Here is a 13,569-nt window from a genome sequence, read left to right on the forward strand (position 1 = left end):
TGACCCAACGCACGCCGTTCTCCGCTCTAAAGTTCCTGACTCTCGACAAGCCAGAAACCTAGACAGAGAACGGCGTGCACCCATTTCCGACCCGCGCAGAACCCACAGATGCGTCAGAAGAGCCCCAAATGCACAGCACTCAGAGCAGGGCGTTGAGGACTTCTTCGGCTTCGGCGTAGCCGGCGTCGCTGATGCGTTGGAGCTCGAGGAGGTCCTTGGCGGCGGCGGCTCGGCGGGTGAGGTGCTCGCCGGCGCGGTCGTTGCCTTCGTCGAGGAGTTCGTTGAGGGTGTCGATGTCGGAGCGCTCATCAGCCAGGTCGGCCAGTTTCCCGGCCGCCTTCTCGTTACCTTCGTCGGCCAGCGCCCGGAGCGTGTCCCAATCAGTCATGAACCGAGTATGCCCCGGCGCCTTGAGCACCCACCAGCCACATCTCGGCCGCGAAAGTGACTGAGCCGTGCTCAAGGCCTGCCGGGGAACGCGCCTTAAAGGTTCGCCAGCCCCTACTTGTCGGTGGCGAAGGCGGCGTCGAAGGCCGCGGTGGGCTTGTCGAAGGCCAGGGCGCGGATGACGTTGACGGCTTCGGCGGCGCCGACCTTGCGCTCCATGCCGGCGTCTTCCCACTCGACGGAGATCGGACCGGTGTAGCCGATCGAGTTCAGGACGCGGAAGCAGTCTTCCCACGCGACGTCACCGTGGCCGGTGGAGTAGAAGTCCCAGCCGCGGCGCGGGTCGCCCCAGGGCAGGTGGGAGCCGAGACGGCCGTTGCGGCCGCCGCCGACGCGCATGCGGGTGTCCTTGCAGTCGACGTGGTAGATGCGGTCCTTGAAGTCCCAGAGGAACGCGGCCGGGTCGATGTCCTGCCAGACCATGTGCGACGGGTCCCAGTTGAGGCCGAAGGCGGGGCGGTGGTTGATCGCCTCGAGGGCCAGCGTGGTGGTCCAGTAGTCGTACGCGATCTCCGACGGGTGCACCTCGTGCGCGAAGCGAACACCTTCGGTGTCGAACACGTCGAGGATCGGGTTCCAGCGGTCGGCGAAATCCTGGTAGCCCGCGTCGATCGTCGAAGCCGGCACCGGCGGGAACATCGCGACGTACTGCCAGATCGAGGAACCGGTGAAGCCGATCACCGTGTCGACGCCGAGCTTGGCGGCGGCGCGGGCGGTGTTCTTCAGGTCCTCGGCGGCGCGCTGCCGGACGCCCTCGCCGTCGCCGTCACCCCAGATGCGGGACGGCACGATGGCCTGGTGGCGGAAGTCGATCGGGTTGTCGCAGACCGCCTGGCCGACCAGGTGGTTGGAGATCGCGTAGACGCTCAGGTTGTACTTGGCCAGGATGTCCTTGCGGGTCTGGACGTACGAGTCGTCGTCGATTGCCTGCTGTACGTCGAAGTGGTCGCCGGAGCAGGCGATCTCCACCCCGTCGTACCCGGCCTCGGAGGCGAACTGGCAGACCTCCTCGAACGGCAGGTCGGCCCACTGACCGGTGAACAGTGTGATCGGGCGTGGCATCTGACAGGCTCCTTAGACGATGATCCAGCTGCTGTCCGCAGCAGCTGAGCGCAGTACGGCGTCGATCAGCTGGGCGGATCGCGCCCCAGCGGCGAAATCGGGCAGGCCGTCCGGGCGATCACCCAGTACGGCGGCATAGCTGTCGGCGACGAATGAGTCGAACGCGTCCTGGTAGCCCTGGGCGTGGCCGGCCGGGAGCCGGTTCACCCGGGCCGCACCGGGGCTCAGCGTGTCGGGGTCGCGGGTCAGGATCTGGGAGGCGGTACGGCGGCCTGCCCACAGCCGGTCGGGGTCTTCCTGGTCGAAGCCGAAGCTCCCCTCGGTCCCGGAGACCTCCAGGTAGAGGCGGTTCTTGCGACCGGCCGCCACCTGGCTGACGACGATCGTGCCGACCACTCCGGCTTCAGTGCGGAACTGGGCGGTGGCCAGGTCCTCGGTGCGGACCTCGACGCCACCACGCTGCGACCGGACGGTCCGCAACTGCGCACTGATCGCAGCGATGCGGTCCCCGGTGACGAACTCGGTCAGGTCGCACCAGTGCGAGCCGATGTCCGCGAAGGTGCGCGACGGCCCGCCGGTGGAGTCGTCCACTCGCCAGTTCTGGTCGTCAGCACCAGCCAGCCAGTCCTGCAGGTACGAACCGTGCAGGCTGGTGATCTCACCGGCCTCACCCGCGGCCAGCCGAGCACGCAGCTCGCGCACCATCGGGTGGTAGCGATAGACGAACGGTACGGCGCCCACCAGGCCCGCCTCGTGCGCAGCAGCCTCCAGCCCGGTCGCATCGGCCACAGAGGTCGCCAGTGGCTTCTCACAGATCACGTGCTTGCCTGCGGCGATCGCCTGCAGGGTGACCTCGAGGTGGGTGTTGTTCGGCGTGCAGACGTGGATCACGTCGACGTCAGCGGCCAGCAGGTCGGCGAGCGTCTCGTACCCGCGCTCGGCGCCGGACGCTTCGGCTGCCGCCTCGGCTCGCGCTGGGCTCGATCCGACTGCCCCGACGATCTGAGCGCCGGAGACCAGCGCCGATCTGCCGTGCACCCGGCCCATGAACCCGCCGCCGACAATTCCGACTCTGAGCTTGTTGGTGGACACGTGGAAGGACGCTATGTGACACTTTTGAACCCTGTCAAGCAAAAGTCCAGCACCCGAAGGACAGAAGTCACCATGAGCGAGCCCGACACGATCTTGCGGTTGCTGCTCGACGGGCGCCCGCGGACCCGCGCCGAGCTGATCGACTCCAGCGGTCTCGCCCGATCGACGGTAACCGGTCGGATCGAGACCTTGCTCGCCTCCGGGCTCGTCGTACCGTCGGGTGAGGCCGCTTCGACGGGTGGGCGACCACCGGCCCGGTTCCGGCTCAATCCGGCGGCTCGGCTGATCCTGGCGGCCGATGTCGGCGCCAGCCACCTGTCGGTCGCGCTGACCGACCTGACCGGCGAGATCGTCGAGCGGTCGACTGTCCCGCTGGATATCGCCGAGGGACCGGAAGTCGTGCTGGCGGAGGTCGTCCGTACCGGCCTGTCGCTGTTGAAGGCTGCCGGACGTTCACGAAGAGACTTGGTCGGCACCGGCGTCGGTCTGCCGGGCCCGGTCGAGCACTCGACCGGGCGGCCGAACCATCCGCCGATCATGCCCGGCTGGGACTCGTACGACGTCGCCGGCCGCCTGAGCCGTGAGCTGCCCGGACCGGTGCTGGTCGACAACGACGTGAACATCATGGCGCTGGGTGAGCATGCCACCGAGTACGCCGACGTCGAGCACCTGCTGTTCGTGAAGGTCGCCACCGGTATCGGCGCCGGTGTGATCAGCGGCGGCCGCCTGCACCGCGGCGCGCAAGGCGCGGCCGGGGACATCGGACACGTCCAGACACCAGGTCACACTGAGCTCTGCCGCTGCGGCAACACCGGCTGCCTGGAGGCGGTCGCTTCAGCCGCAGCCCTGGCTACGAAACTCGGCGTCGACGGCAGTCACGACATCGTCGAACTCGTCCGCGCCGGCAACACCGCGGCCACCACTGCCGTTCGCCAGGCCGGGCGCGAGATCGGCACCGTCCTCGCCGCTGCCGTCAGTCTGCTGAACCCGTCCGTGATCGTCGTCGGCGGTTCGCTGTCCCAAGCCGGCGACCAGCTCCTGGCCGGCATCCGCGAAACCATCTACGCGAGATCGTTGCCCTTGGCCACGACCGGCCTGCACGTCACCACCACCAGATCCCCGTACGACGCCGCCCTCCGCGGCGCCGCCATCCTCGTCCAGCAGCACGTCCTCGTCACACCCAGTTGATCGCCAGCTCGTCGATCATCTGCACCGCCGGATCCTGCGCGATGTCTCCACGCCGGACCGCGCCGACGCCGTACCGTCGCACCCAGTACGCCGTCCGCACCATCTCAAGCTGAATCCACCGCCGCACGTGGGTCAGGTCAAGCTCCGCCGCTTCGCAGTACGCCGCGAGCTCCCGTTCCATCCCCGCGAGCAGATCGCCGTTCACCAACACGAGCGTCCGAGCCTTCAGGAACGTCACCGCGTCGTACGCCGGGTCCCCGATCAGCCCCTTGGGGTCAACCGCCAGCCAAGGCTCCCGATCCGCACTCAAGATGTTCCGGTGATGCAGATCCCCATGAATCAGTACGGCGGGCTGCTCCCGCACCAGTTCGTCGATCACCCCGAACGCCCGGTCAACCACCAGGTCAGGCAGCGCTCCAGCAAACTCCGCAACGTCCTTCTGCAGTTCCTCAGCCCACTCGTCAGCCCGATCCTGCAACCGAGGAAGACCTGCAGGTGCCGGCCGCATCAGCAGGCGGCTCATCTGACCGCCGACCATCGCGACGTCTGCACCTGAATCACGCAAGGTTGTGGGGTGGGCTCGTTCGAGGAGCATCGCGTAGTGCTCATCGGCGCGTTCGTGCAAATGGACTGCGCCCCGACCGGCCCAAGCTTCGTAGGCGTCTGGTTCGTGGACGTTACCTGGGTGGGTGAACGACACCTTGAGCACCAGCGGTTCGCCAGCACGTCGTACGGGGACGATCACGCCGACCTCGCCGTGCATCCAGTCACCGTCGGAGGTGCAGCTCCAGCGTTCGGTCAGTTCGTCGACGATCCCGGGCAGCACAGCCAACCAGGCCTCGCCCTTGTCGCCTTCGCGGTTGATGGTGGCGGCCGCGAAGGCTGACGGGATCACCAGCGCTCCGCCTTCGCCGACCGCGAGACCAGACTGAACAGCATGTCCTTCGGGGTCATCTCCCCCGCCACAACCTTGGAGACGGCTTCAGCGATCGGCATCTCGATGTCGTGCCGATGCGCCAGCTCGGTGATCGACGAACACGACTTGACGCCCTCCGCGACCTGGCGGGTTGCACCCGCGATCTCGGCCACCGTCATGCCCTGACCAAGCTTCTCGCCAAAGGTCCGGTTGCGGGACAACGGAGATGAGCACGTGGCCACCAGGTCACCAAGCCCTGCGAGCCCAGAGAACGTGTGCTCGTCAGCGCCCAACGCTGCACCCAGCCGTGCCGTCTCGGCGAGACCGCGCGTGATGACCGAGGCCCGCGCGTTGTCGCCGAAGCCGAAACCGACGGCCATCCCGACAGCCAGCGCGATCACGTTCTTCGTCGCGCCACCCAACTCACACCCGACAACATCGGTGTTCGTATAAGGACGGAACGCCCCCGAGTGACACAGCTTCTGCAGCCGGTGCGCCGTACCTTCATCCGCACAAGCAACCACCGCAGCAGCAGGCTGCCCTTCGGCGATCTCGCGCGCCAGGTTCGGCCCCGATACGACCGCGATCCGCTCCGGCCCGGCGCCGGTCAGCTCCGCGATCACCTCGGACATGCGCAGCGTCGTACCGACCTCGACGCCCTTCATCAAACTCACCAGCGGTACGGCGTCCGGCAGCACACCGGCCCAGTCGCGCAGGTTCTCCCGCAGTGACTGCGAAGGCACCGACAGTACGACGGCCTCCGCGCCCTCGGCCGCCGCGGCCGGATCATGGGTCGCAGTGATCGCCTCGGACAACCGGATCCCCGGCAGGTAGTCCGGGTTCTCGTGCTGGGTGTTGATCACGTCGCACACCGACTGCCGCCGGGCCCACAACGAAACCTGGTTCCCCGCGCCTGCCAGCACCGTGGCGAACGCTGTCCCCCAGGACCCCGCACCGAACACTGCAACCTTGGTCATTCGCTCTCCTCACGACGGGCTTTGCGCGGATCGAACAGTTCTGCCGGCGGGGTCTCACCGCGCAACTCGCCCAGCGTCTCGGCCAGCGCCCGCATGATCACCTCGGTTGCCTCGTGCAACAGCTGGTTCGTGATCGGCTTGCCTTGGAACGCGCTCAGGTCGACCGGCTTTCCGGCGCGCGCCAGCACGGTCTTCCGCGGCAGCAGCCGGACCCGGATCTTGCCCGTGTAGGACTGCAGAATCTCCTGCGCGCCCCAGTTCGCGATCGGAATCACCGGCGCCCCGGTCATCAACGCAATCCGCGCCGCCCCGGTCTTCCCGCTCATCGGCCACAGCTCCGGGTCCCGGGTAATGGTGCCTTCGGGATAAACACCGACGCACTCACCGCGTTCGACTGCTGCCACTGCGTCGCGGAATGCATCCGCGGCCTGGGTGGAATCGCGATGCACCGGGATCTGGCCGGCACTGGTGATGATCCGGCCGGCGATCGGCAGCTTGAACAACGACGCCTTGCCGAGCAGCCGCGGAATCCGGCGGCATTCCCAGACGAAGAAGCCGAGCACGAACGGGTCGAAATGGGAGATGTGATTCGGGACGAAAACGACGCCGCCGGTCCGGGGCATGTTCTCCCGGCCGGTGAAGACCGGCTTGGTCCAGGTCAGCATGAACGGTTTGACGAGCGCCACCACCACGCCGAACCAGAAGCCCCGCCGTGGCCTGGGGTCGCTCTGCTGGCCGTCCACTACTGCCTCCTGGTGCTGGTCACTGCTTTCCGCCATGGGAGAATCCTGCCTGATGGCAGACCTACAGGTCGTTCCCTGGATCCTGGCGATCCCGGTGAAGCGTACGGCGATCGCGAAGAGCCGGCTGGCTGCGGCCTACCCGCAACACCGGCCGGAGCTCGCGCGCGCGTTCGCTGTCGACACTACTGCGGCGGCGCTGGCTTCGGGTCTGGTGCGGGCGGTTCTGGTCGTCACCGACGATCCGGTGGTGGCTGCGGATGTGACCGCAATCGGCGCCGTCGTCGTGCCGGATGTTCCTGGTGCCGACCTCAACGCCGCGCTCCGGCACGGCGCTGCACGAGCCGCTGAGCGCTTCCCAGGGCACGGTGTGGCCGCGTTGTCGGCCGACCTGCCCGCGTTGCGTCCAGCCGAGCTCACAGCAGTCCTCGCGGCCTGCACAGCAGCGCGATCGTTCGTGATCGACGAACCAGGCACCGGTACGACGATGCTCGCGGCCGCGCCCGGCGTTGCGCTGGATCCCCGCTTCGGCGTCGGTTCCGCCCTGGCCCACCAGGCATCCGGCGCGATCCCGATCGACCTGACCGGCATCGACTCGGTACGGCGTGACGTCGACACCGCGGCCGATCTGGCGCACGCCGTACAACTGGGTGTTGGTCCCGCGACCGCCGATGTCATGTCGCTGGTGCTGGGTTCCGCCATCGGGTCCGAAGGTCTAGCCTGCTGACCATGCAAGCCACCGTGAGCCGCTACGACAGCGAGAACTTCTCCGGCGCAGTCCTCACCGACACCGGGATCGAGCTCCCCTTCACCGTGCACGCGATCGCGAACACTCCGGTTCGCTTCCTGCGCGTGGGGCAACGCGTCCGGATCGAGACCTCCGGATCCGCTGCGAGCCTCGCGATCACGAAAGTCGAGTTCGCCACCGTCCTCTAAAAGGTTGCCCTGAACAAGCACGGTTCCTTGTGGGAACAAGCGAAGGCCGGTCGCTCCTGGAGTGGAGAGACCGGCCTTCTGCCGTCGTGCTAGTTACTTCAGCGTGCAGCGCGCTTGGCCGGAGCCTTCTTCGCGGCAACCTTCTTGGCGGGGGCCTTCTTGGCCGGCGCCTTCTTGGCTACTGCCTTGACCGGAGCAGCCTTCTTGGCCGGAGCCTTCTTGGCGGCGGCCTTGACGGGCGCAGCCTTCTTGGCGGCGGCCTTGACCGGAGCAGCCTTCTTGGCAACGGCCTTGGCCGGCGCCTTCTTGGCTACGGTCTTGGTTGCGGCGGCCTTGACCGGCGCAGCCTTCTTGGCCGGAGCGGCCGCCTTGGTGGCGGTCGCGGTGGCCTTCGGGGCGACGAGCTTCGGCAGCTTCTTCGCACCGGAGACAACGGCCTTCAGCTCCGCACCCGCGCGGAACTTCGGAACAACCGTCTTCTTCGCCTTCAGGACCTGGTTCGTCCGCGGGTTGCGGACCAGGCGGGCCGGGCGGTCGATGGCCTCAAAGGCACCGAAACCGGTGATGGCGACCTTGCCACCCTTCTTGGTCAGCTCGCGCTGGATGGTGTCGATGATCGACTCCAGGGCGTGCTGAGCCTGGCGGCGGTTTCCGTCGAAGTGCACTGCGAGCGCTTCGACCAACTGGCTCTTGTTCACTGTCTTCCCTCCGTGAACTGGGTGTCGAGCACAGCGCTCGATCTCACAGGAACGTTATGGACTCAACAGGCCATTGCCAAACACCCACGCGGCATTTCGGCTTGTTTTTAGGCGATTCTTGCCACAAATCGCCCGAATCCGGTGTTCCTGCGAGGTTTTGGCCCGTTTCCGAGCTCGGCTAGAGCCAACCGCGGCGCTTGAAGATCTGGTGCAGACCGACACACACCAACCCCATCAGGCCGATCGCGAACGGGTATCCGTACTGCCAATGCAGCTCCGGCATGTTGTCGAAGTTCATCCCGTAGACGGTGCCGATCAGCGTCGGTGCGAACAGGATCGCAGCCCACGCAGAGATCCGCTTCACCTCTTCGTTCTGCTCGGTGCCGGCCAGCGCAAGACTCTTCATCTCTTCGTTCTGCTGCTGGGCCACCAGCGTCGCGTTCACCGTCAGGATGTCGCGCAGCAGTTCGCGGAATCCGTCGACCTTCTCCACCACTCCGGTGACGTGGTCGGCGACGTCGCGCAGATAACGCTGCAGCTCCTCGTCGACGCCGTACTTGTCGAAACCACCGCGCAGTTGCTGCAGCATGCCGACCAGCGGCCGGGTCGCGCGCTGGAACTCGATGACCTCACGGGACAGCTCGTAGATGCGCCGCGACACCTTCGGATCACCGCGGAACACCTCGGTCTCGATCTCGTCGATGTCGTTCTCAAGCCCGGCGACCACCGGCGCATAACCGTCGACGACCTTGTCCATGATCGCGTAGAGAACCGCTTCGGTCCCGAGGTTGAGCAGATCCGGGTCGTGCTCGACCCGACGCCGTACGGCGGCCAGGTTGGGCGCTTCGGCATGCCGGACCGTCACCACGAAGTCCGGGCCGACGAACACATGCACCTCGCCGAACTCGACCTCCTCGGTCGCGTCCCGGTACCGCGCAGCCTTCAGTACGACGAACAACGTGTCGCCGTACCGCTCGAGCTTCGGCCGCTGGTGGGCCTGGATGGCGTCCTCGACGGCCAACTCGTGCAGGTCGAACTCACTGGCCAGGGAGTTGAGTTCGCGCTGGTCCGGGCGATACAGGCCGATCCAGGCCAGGCCCCGCGGCGCGTTGTGCAGCACGCGATAGGTCTCGGCCAGGGTGTCGGGCGAGGCGATCCGGCGGCCGTCGCAGTAGATGGCGCTGTCGACGACGCTGTGCCCCTTGGGCAACGTCTTCTCGCGGGTCTTCTCGACCGGCGGCTCGATCACAGGAGCCGGTACGGCGTGCTTCCGCGCGGAAGCGCGCAGTGACGGAGTACGGCTGAATGCGCGAAAAGTGCGCAGGCGAAGGTCGGACATGAGTCCTCCAGGTGCGGTGGTTCAGGTGAGTGAGCGCATGTCACGTCTGCCTGACCACTACTGCACGTGGAGAGAAAGTCAGGCGAGACCCATAGGTCTGGAGGGTTCGCTGCTGATGTTCATCAGTGCCCCACCTCCTCGGTCTCGCAAGCCTTGTTCTGACAACCACGCCAGGGTAACACCAGAGTTATCGCCCCTGCAGCGCCAAGCGTTACAGGGGCGATCCTCCTTAGCCCTATGCCTTTGCCGGCAGCGTGGCCGGCTTGAAGGCCGGCCGAGTCGCTTCGTACGTCGAGATGTCGGCCTCGTGGGACAAGGTGATGCCGACGTCGTCGAGCCCGTTCAGCAAGCGGTAACGCGTGTAGTCGTCGATCTCGAACGGCGCCGACAGCTCACCGGCGGAGATCGTCTTGGCCTCGAGGTCGACGGTCACCTTGGTGCCCGGGTCCTTCTCGACCGTTGCCCACAACTGCTCGACGACGTCCTCGGTGACGAGCGCGGCCAGCAGCCCGGCCTTGCCCGAGTTGCCACGGAAGATGTCGCCGAACCGTGCCGACACGACAACCCGGAAACCGAAGTCCATCAGCGCCCAGACCGCGTGCTCACGCGAGGATCCGGTGCCGAAGTCCGGCCCGGCCACCAGCACCGAGACGCCGTCGTACTCCGGCTTGTTCAGGACGAACTCGGGATCGTTGCGCCAGGCAGCGAACAGGCCGTCCTCGAAGCCGGTCCGGGTGACCCGCTTCAGGTACACGGCCGGGATGATCTGGTCGGTGTCGACGTTGCTGCGGCGCAACGGAGCCGCCGTACCGATGTGCTGGGTGAAGGCATCCATGATTCTTGAGCTCCTCAGACGTTCTCGGGGACAGGTACGTCCAGCGGCTGCAGGTCGGTGGGAGCGGCAAGCGTCCCCAGGACTGCGGTGGCGGCGGCAACGAGCGGCGAAACCAGGTGCGTGCGGCCACCCTTGCCCTGCCGGCCTTCGAAGTTGCGGTTCGACGTGGAGGCGCTGCGCTCGCCGGGAGCCAGCGTGTCCGGGTTCATCCCCAGGCACATCGAGCATCCCGCGCCACGCCACTCGGCCCCGGCGTCCTTGAAGATCTTGTCCAGACCTTCCGACTCGGCCTGCAGCAGCACCCGGCCAGAGCCCGGTACGACGAGCATCCGGGTGCCGTCGGCAACCTTCCGCCCGGCGAGCACGCCGGCCGCGGCGCGCAGGTCCTCGATCCGGCCGTTGGTGCAAGAACCCAGGAAGACCGTGTCCACGCGCACCTCGCGCAGCGGCGTACCGGCGGTGAGGCCCATGTACTCCAGGGCGCGCGTGGCGGCGACCTTCTCGTTCTCGTCGTCGAAGTCGTCCGGCGACGGCACGTTGGCCGACAGCGGCACGCCCTGGCCGGGGTTGGTGCCCCAGGTGACGAACGGCGCGATGTCCTCGGCGCGCAACGAGATCTCGCGGTCGAAGGAGGCGTCGTCGTCGGTGGCCAGGCTGTTCCAGTACTCGACAGCGGCTTCCCAGTCGACGCCCTGCGGCGCGTGCGGCTTGTCCTTCAGATACGAGTACGTCGTCTCGTCCGGCGCGATCATGCCGGCCTTCGCGCCCCACTCGATCGACATGTTGCAGATCGTCATCCGCGCTTCCATGCTGAGCGCACGGATCGCCTCACCGCGGTACTCGACGATGTAGCCCTGGCCGCCACCGGTGCCGACCTGCGCGATCAGCGCAAGCACCAGGTCCTTGGCCGAGACACCGTCGGGCAGAACGCCATCGACCGTGACCGCCATCGTCTTCGGGCGGGCCTGCATCAGCGTCTGCGTCGCCAGCACGTGCTCGACCTCGCTGGTACCGATGCCGAAGGCAATCGCCCCGAAAGCGCCGTGTGTGGAGGTGTGGCTGTCACCACAGACCACGGTCATCCCGGGCTGGGTCAGGCCGAGCTGCGGGCCGATCACGTGCACGACGCCCTGGTCCGGGTCGCCGAGGGTGTGGATCCGGATCCCGAACTCCTTGGCGTTCTTGCGCAGTGTGTCCACCTGCGTGCGGGAGACCAGGTCGGCGATCGGCTTGTCCACATCGAGCGTCGGGACGTTGTGGTCCTCGGTCGCGATCGTCAGATCAGGGCGCCGTACCGGGCGGCCAGCCAGCCGCAGGCCGTCGAAAGCCTGCGGACTCGTGACCTCGTGCACCAGGTGGAGGTCGATGTAAAGGAGGTCGGGCTCTCCGTCTGCATGGCGCACGACATGTGCATCCCAGACCTTTTCCGACAACGTCCTACCCATCAGACTCTCCTTTGAGATTTTATGGTGAGGGGGTGCTCTCGCTCACAGTGCGCCCGATCCGGGCGGCACAGTGCTCTCGCTCGGAAATCCGAGTGACTTGCGTTCCACGATTCGAGACGGCAATATCGTCCCATGGACAACTCTAGCGGAGTCGGCGTGCTCGACAAAGCAGCTCTCGTTCTGTCCGCACTCGAGTCCGGACCGGCGACCCTGGCCGGACTCGTGGCGGCCACGGGGCTGGCCCGACCGACGGCACACCGCCTTGCGGTGGCTCTCGAGCACCACCGGCTGGTCGGCCGGGACATGCAGGGACGCTTCGTGCTCGGCCCGCGACTCAGCGAGTTGGCCTCCGCTGCCGGTGAGGATCGTCTCCTCGCAACGGCCGGTCCGGTCCTCGCACGGCTGCGTGACATCACTGGTGAGTCGGCCCAGTTGTTCCGCCGCCAAGGTGAGTACCGCGTCTGTGTCGCAGCGGCCGAGCGCCCCTCCGGTCTGCGCGACACCGTCCCGGTGGGCAGCCAGCTGACCATGGCAGCCGGCTCAGCTGCTCAGATCTTGCTTGCCTGGGAAGACCCGGAGCGCATGCACCGTGGTCTGCACAACGCGACCTTCAACGCCGCCGCGCTGGCCGGCGTCCGCCGCCGCGGCTGGGCGCACTCGGTTGGTGAGCGTGAGCAGGGTGTTGCCTCAGTCTCTGCGCCGGTCCGCTCCCCCAGCGGCAAGGTGATTGCCTCTGTCTCTGTATCCGGCCCGATCGAGCGCCTGTCCCGTCAGCCCGGCCGCATGCACGCCCCGGCCGTCATGGCCGCGGCCGAGCGTCTCTCCGAGGCCCTGCGCCGCGCTTCGGAGTAACTCCGAGTCCAACTCCAACTGGCCGTCTCCCGATCGGAGGCGGCCAGTTGTCTGTATTACTGCGCTATTGCTGGGCCGCAACGATCCGCGCGGTGACTTCCTCAGCCACGGCGGTGGCGTCGAGCTCAGTGACGATCTGCACGCTGCCCGCCGGGTCCGGGGTGAACATGCTGAGGCCACCGTCCGCGATGGTGATCCGGCCGGGTTCGGACAGGGTGAACAGATCCGGCCGGGACAAGGTCAGCACCGCGATCGGGTCGTGCGGCACGCTCCAGCTCTCGTTCCAATAGGCCCACCACTGCTCGATATCTGCACCAAGCGCAGCGCCGAGCGGGCCGGCGGCGCGAATGCGTTCGAGCAGTTCGGCTCCGATGGTGACCTGCTGTGTGATCTCAAGCGCCGTGATGGTCGTCGGGATTCCTGCAGTAAGAACAGCCCGCGCAGCCACGTCGTCACACTTGAAGTTGTGCTCGGGCTCGGCCTCCGGAGCGAAGTGGCCGCCCATCACCCACAGATGGCGGATCCACCGCGCGATCTGCGGCTCCAGCTCGAGTGCGGCCGCCAGATTGGTCAGTGGACCGATCGCAACGACATCAAGCTCACCAGGGCTGGCCCGCAGTCGCGCAACCAAGTCCTCGGGCGCACTGCCCGGTACGAACGTCTCTGCCCCCAGATCCTGGTGCAGCGTGCCCTCGTGCCCTGCCCACCACACTTCGCGCCCCGACAGCGGTTCCGCGGCACCGGCCACGACAGTGAGGTCGCGGCCTGCCAGAGCGCCGTACCGGCGGGCCAGCTGTGCGCGGAGGCGAGTGTCGCCGTACACGGTGTGGATCGCGGCCAGCTCCAGGCCCGGAGTGCCGAGGATCACGGCCAAGGCCATCGCATCGTCGACATCAGAACCAATGTCGGTGTCGAGCATCAGTCGCCGCATCAAGGTCACTCCCTACTGGACTCCGCCACTCGACGAGTACCGCCGACCATAAGTCATCACGAGCACCCCCACCGGACGATCCCCCAACCCTCCGAACCCCATCTTTGAGCC

Annotated in this window: 15 protein-coding genes; 4 read left to right on the forward strand and 11 right to left on the reverse strand. The window is 67.1% G+C overall.

Annotated features, from left to right (window positions below; all coding sequences use genetic code 11):
* Positions 1-139 precede the first annotated feature (139 nt).
* From E1263_RS38595 to E1263_RS38605, 3 genes are all read right to left on the reverse strand, one after another.
* Entirely contained in the window at positions 140-388 is a 249-nt protein-coding gene (locus E1263_RS38595; protein WP_132176757.1) for a hypothetical protein, read from the reverse strand.
* A gap of 113 nt (positions 389-501) precedes the next feature.
* Entirely contained in the window at positions 502-1,509 is a 1,008-nt protein-coding gene (locus tag E1263_RS38600) for a sugar phosphate isomerase/epimerase family protein (protein WP_132176759.1), read from the reverse strand.
* Between the two features lie 12 nt (positions 1,510-1,521).
* The gene (locus tag E1263_RS38605) at positions 1,522-2,601 is read right to left on the reverse strand and encodes a Gfo/Idh/MocA family protein (RefSeq protein WP_238161956.1); all 1,080 of its coding nucleotides are present in this window, start codon (positions 2,599-2,601) and stop codon (positions 1,522-1,524) included.
* Positions 2,602-2,673: 72 nt separating this feature from the next.
* Here E1263_RS38605 and E1263_RS38610 point away from each other — a divergent pair, with 72 nt between their 5' ends.
* Positions 2,674-3,789, forward strand: a complete 1,116-nt coding sequence (locus tag E1263_RS38610) for an ROK family transcriptional regulator (RefSeq protein WP_132176761.1) — start codon at positions 2,674-2,676, stop codon at positions 3,787-3,789.
* On the opposite strand, the gene E1263_RS38615 is transcribed toward E1263_RS38610, so the two are convergent.
* From E1263_RS38615 to E1263_RS38625, 3 genes are read right to left on the reverse strand one after another with little or no spacing between them, the layout of a single operon-like run.
* On the reverse strand, positions 3,776-4,684 hold the full coding sequence (locus E1263_RS38615) for an aminoglycoside phosphotransferase family protein (RefSeq protein WP_132176763.1): 909 nt from the start codon (positions 4,682-4,684) through the stop codon (positions 3,776-3,778). The genes E1263_RS38610 and E1263_RS38615 overlap by 14 nt on opposite strands.
* Entirely contained in the window at positions 4,681-5,682 is a 1,002-nt protein-coding gene (locus tag E1263_RS38620; RefSeq protein ID WP_132176765.1) for an NAD(P)H-dependent glycerol-3-phosphate dehydrogenase, read from the reverse strand. Before E1263_RS38620 ends, E1263_RS38615 begins: the two co-directional genes overlap by 4 nt.
* Positions 5,679-6,461, reverse strand: coding sequence for a lysophospholipid acyltransferase family protein (locus E1263_RS38625; protein ID WP_132176767.1), 783 nt, complete (start codon positions 6,459-6,461; stop codon positions 5,679-5,681). Before E1263_RS38625 ends, E1263_RS38620 begins: the two co-directional genes overlap by 4 nt.
* A 16-nt stretch (positions 6,462-6,477) precedes the next feature.
* Between E1263_RS38625 and cofC the strand changes: the two genes are divergently transcribed.
* Both cofC and E1263_RS38635 read left to right on the forward strand, forming a co-directional pair.
* Positions 6,478-7,149 (forward strand): 2-phospho-L-lactate guanylyltransferase, encoded by a 672-nt coding sequence (cofC, locus tag E1263_RS38630; RefSeq protein WP_132176769.1) that lies wholly within the window; start codon positions 6,478-6,480, stop codon positions 7,147-7,149.
* 2 nt (positions 7,150-7,151) lie between these two features.
* Positions 7,152-7,358 (forward strand): hypothetical protein, encoded by a 207-nt coding sequence (locus E1263_RS38635; protein WP_132176771.1) that lies wholly within the window; start codon positions 7,152-7,154, stop codon positions 7,356-7,358.
* A 98-nt stretch (positions 7,359-7,456) separates the two neighbouring features.
* Here the strand turns inward: E1263_RS38635 and E1263_RS38640 are convergent, their stop codons facing one another.
* The 4 genes from E1263_RS38640 to leuC form a co-directional block, all read right to left on the reverse strand.
* Complete coding sequence (locus E1263_RS38640; protein ID WP_132176773.1) at positions 7,457-8,056, reverse strand: HU family DNA-binding protein; 600 nt, start codon at positions 8,054-8,056, stop codon at positions 7,457-7,459.
* A 178-nt stretch (positions 8,057-8,234) separates the two neighbouring features.
* Positions 8,235-9,395 (reverse strand): magnesium/cobalt transporter CorA, encoded by a 1,161-nt coding sequence (corA, locus tag E1263_RS38645; RefSeq protein WP_132176775.1) that lies wholly within the window; start codon positions 9,393-9,395, stop codon positions 8,235-8,237.
* 235 nt (positions 9,396-9,630) lie between these two features.
* Complete coding sequence (gene leuD / locus E1263_RS38650; protein WP_132176777.1) at positions 9,631-10,230, reverse strand: 3-isopropylmalate dehydratase small subunit; 600 nt, start codon at positions 10,228-10,230, stop codon at positions 9,631-9,633.
* Positions 10,231-10,244: 14 nt separating this feature from the next.
* Positions 10,245-11,675 carry a 3-isopropylmalate dehydratase large subunit gene (gene leuC, locus E1263_RS38655; protein ID WP_132176779.1) on the reverse strand — a complete coding sequence of 477 codons (1,431 nt, stop codon included), beginning with the start codon at positions 11,673-11,675 and terminating at the stop codon, positions 10,245-10,247.
* Positions 11,676-11,807: 132 nt separating this feature from the next.
* On the opposite strand from leuC, the gene E1263_RS38660 reads away from it, so the two are divergent.
* The gene (locus E1263_RS38660) at positions 11,808-12,527 is read left to right on the forward strand and encodes an IclR family transcriptional regulator (RefSeq protein ID WP_132176781.1); all 720 of its coding nucleotides are present in this window, start codon (positions 11,808-11,810) and stop codon (positions 12,525-12,527) included.
* Positions 12,528-12,591: 64 nt separating this feature from the next.
* On the opposite strand, the gene E1263_RS38665 is transcribed toward E1263_RS38660, so the two are convergent.
* On the reverse strand, positions 12,592-13,458 hold the full coding sequence (locus E1263_RS38665) for a nucleoside hydrolase (protein ID WP_132176783.1): 867 nt from the start codon (positions 13,456-13,458) through the stop codon (positions 12,592-12,594).
* Positions 13,459-13,569 lie beyond the last annotated feature (111 nt).

Source organism: Kribbella antibiotica, from assembly GCF_004349055.1.
Taxonomy (GTDB): Bacteria; Actinomycetota; Actinomycetes; order Propionibacteriales; family Kribbellaceae; genus Kribbella; species Kribbella antibiotica.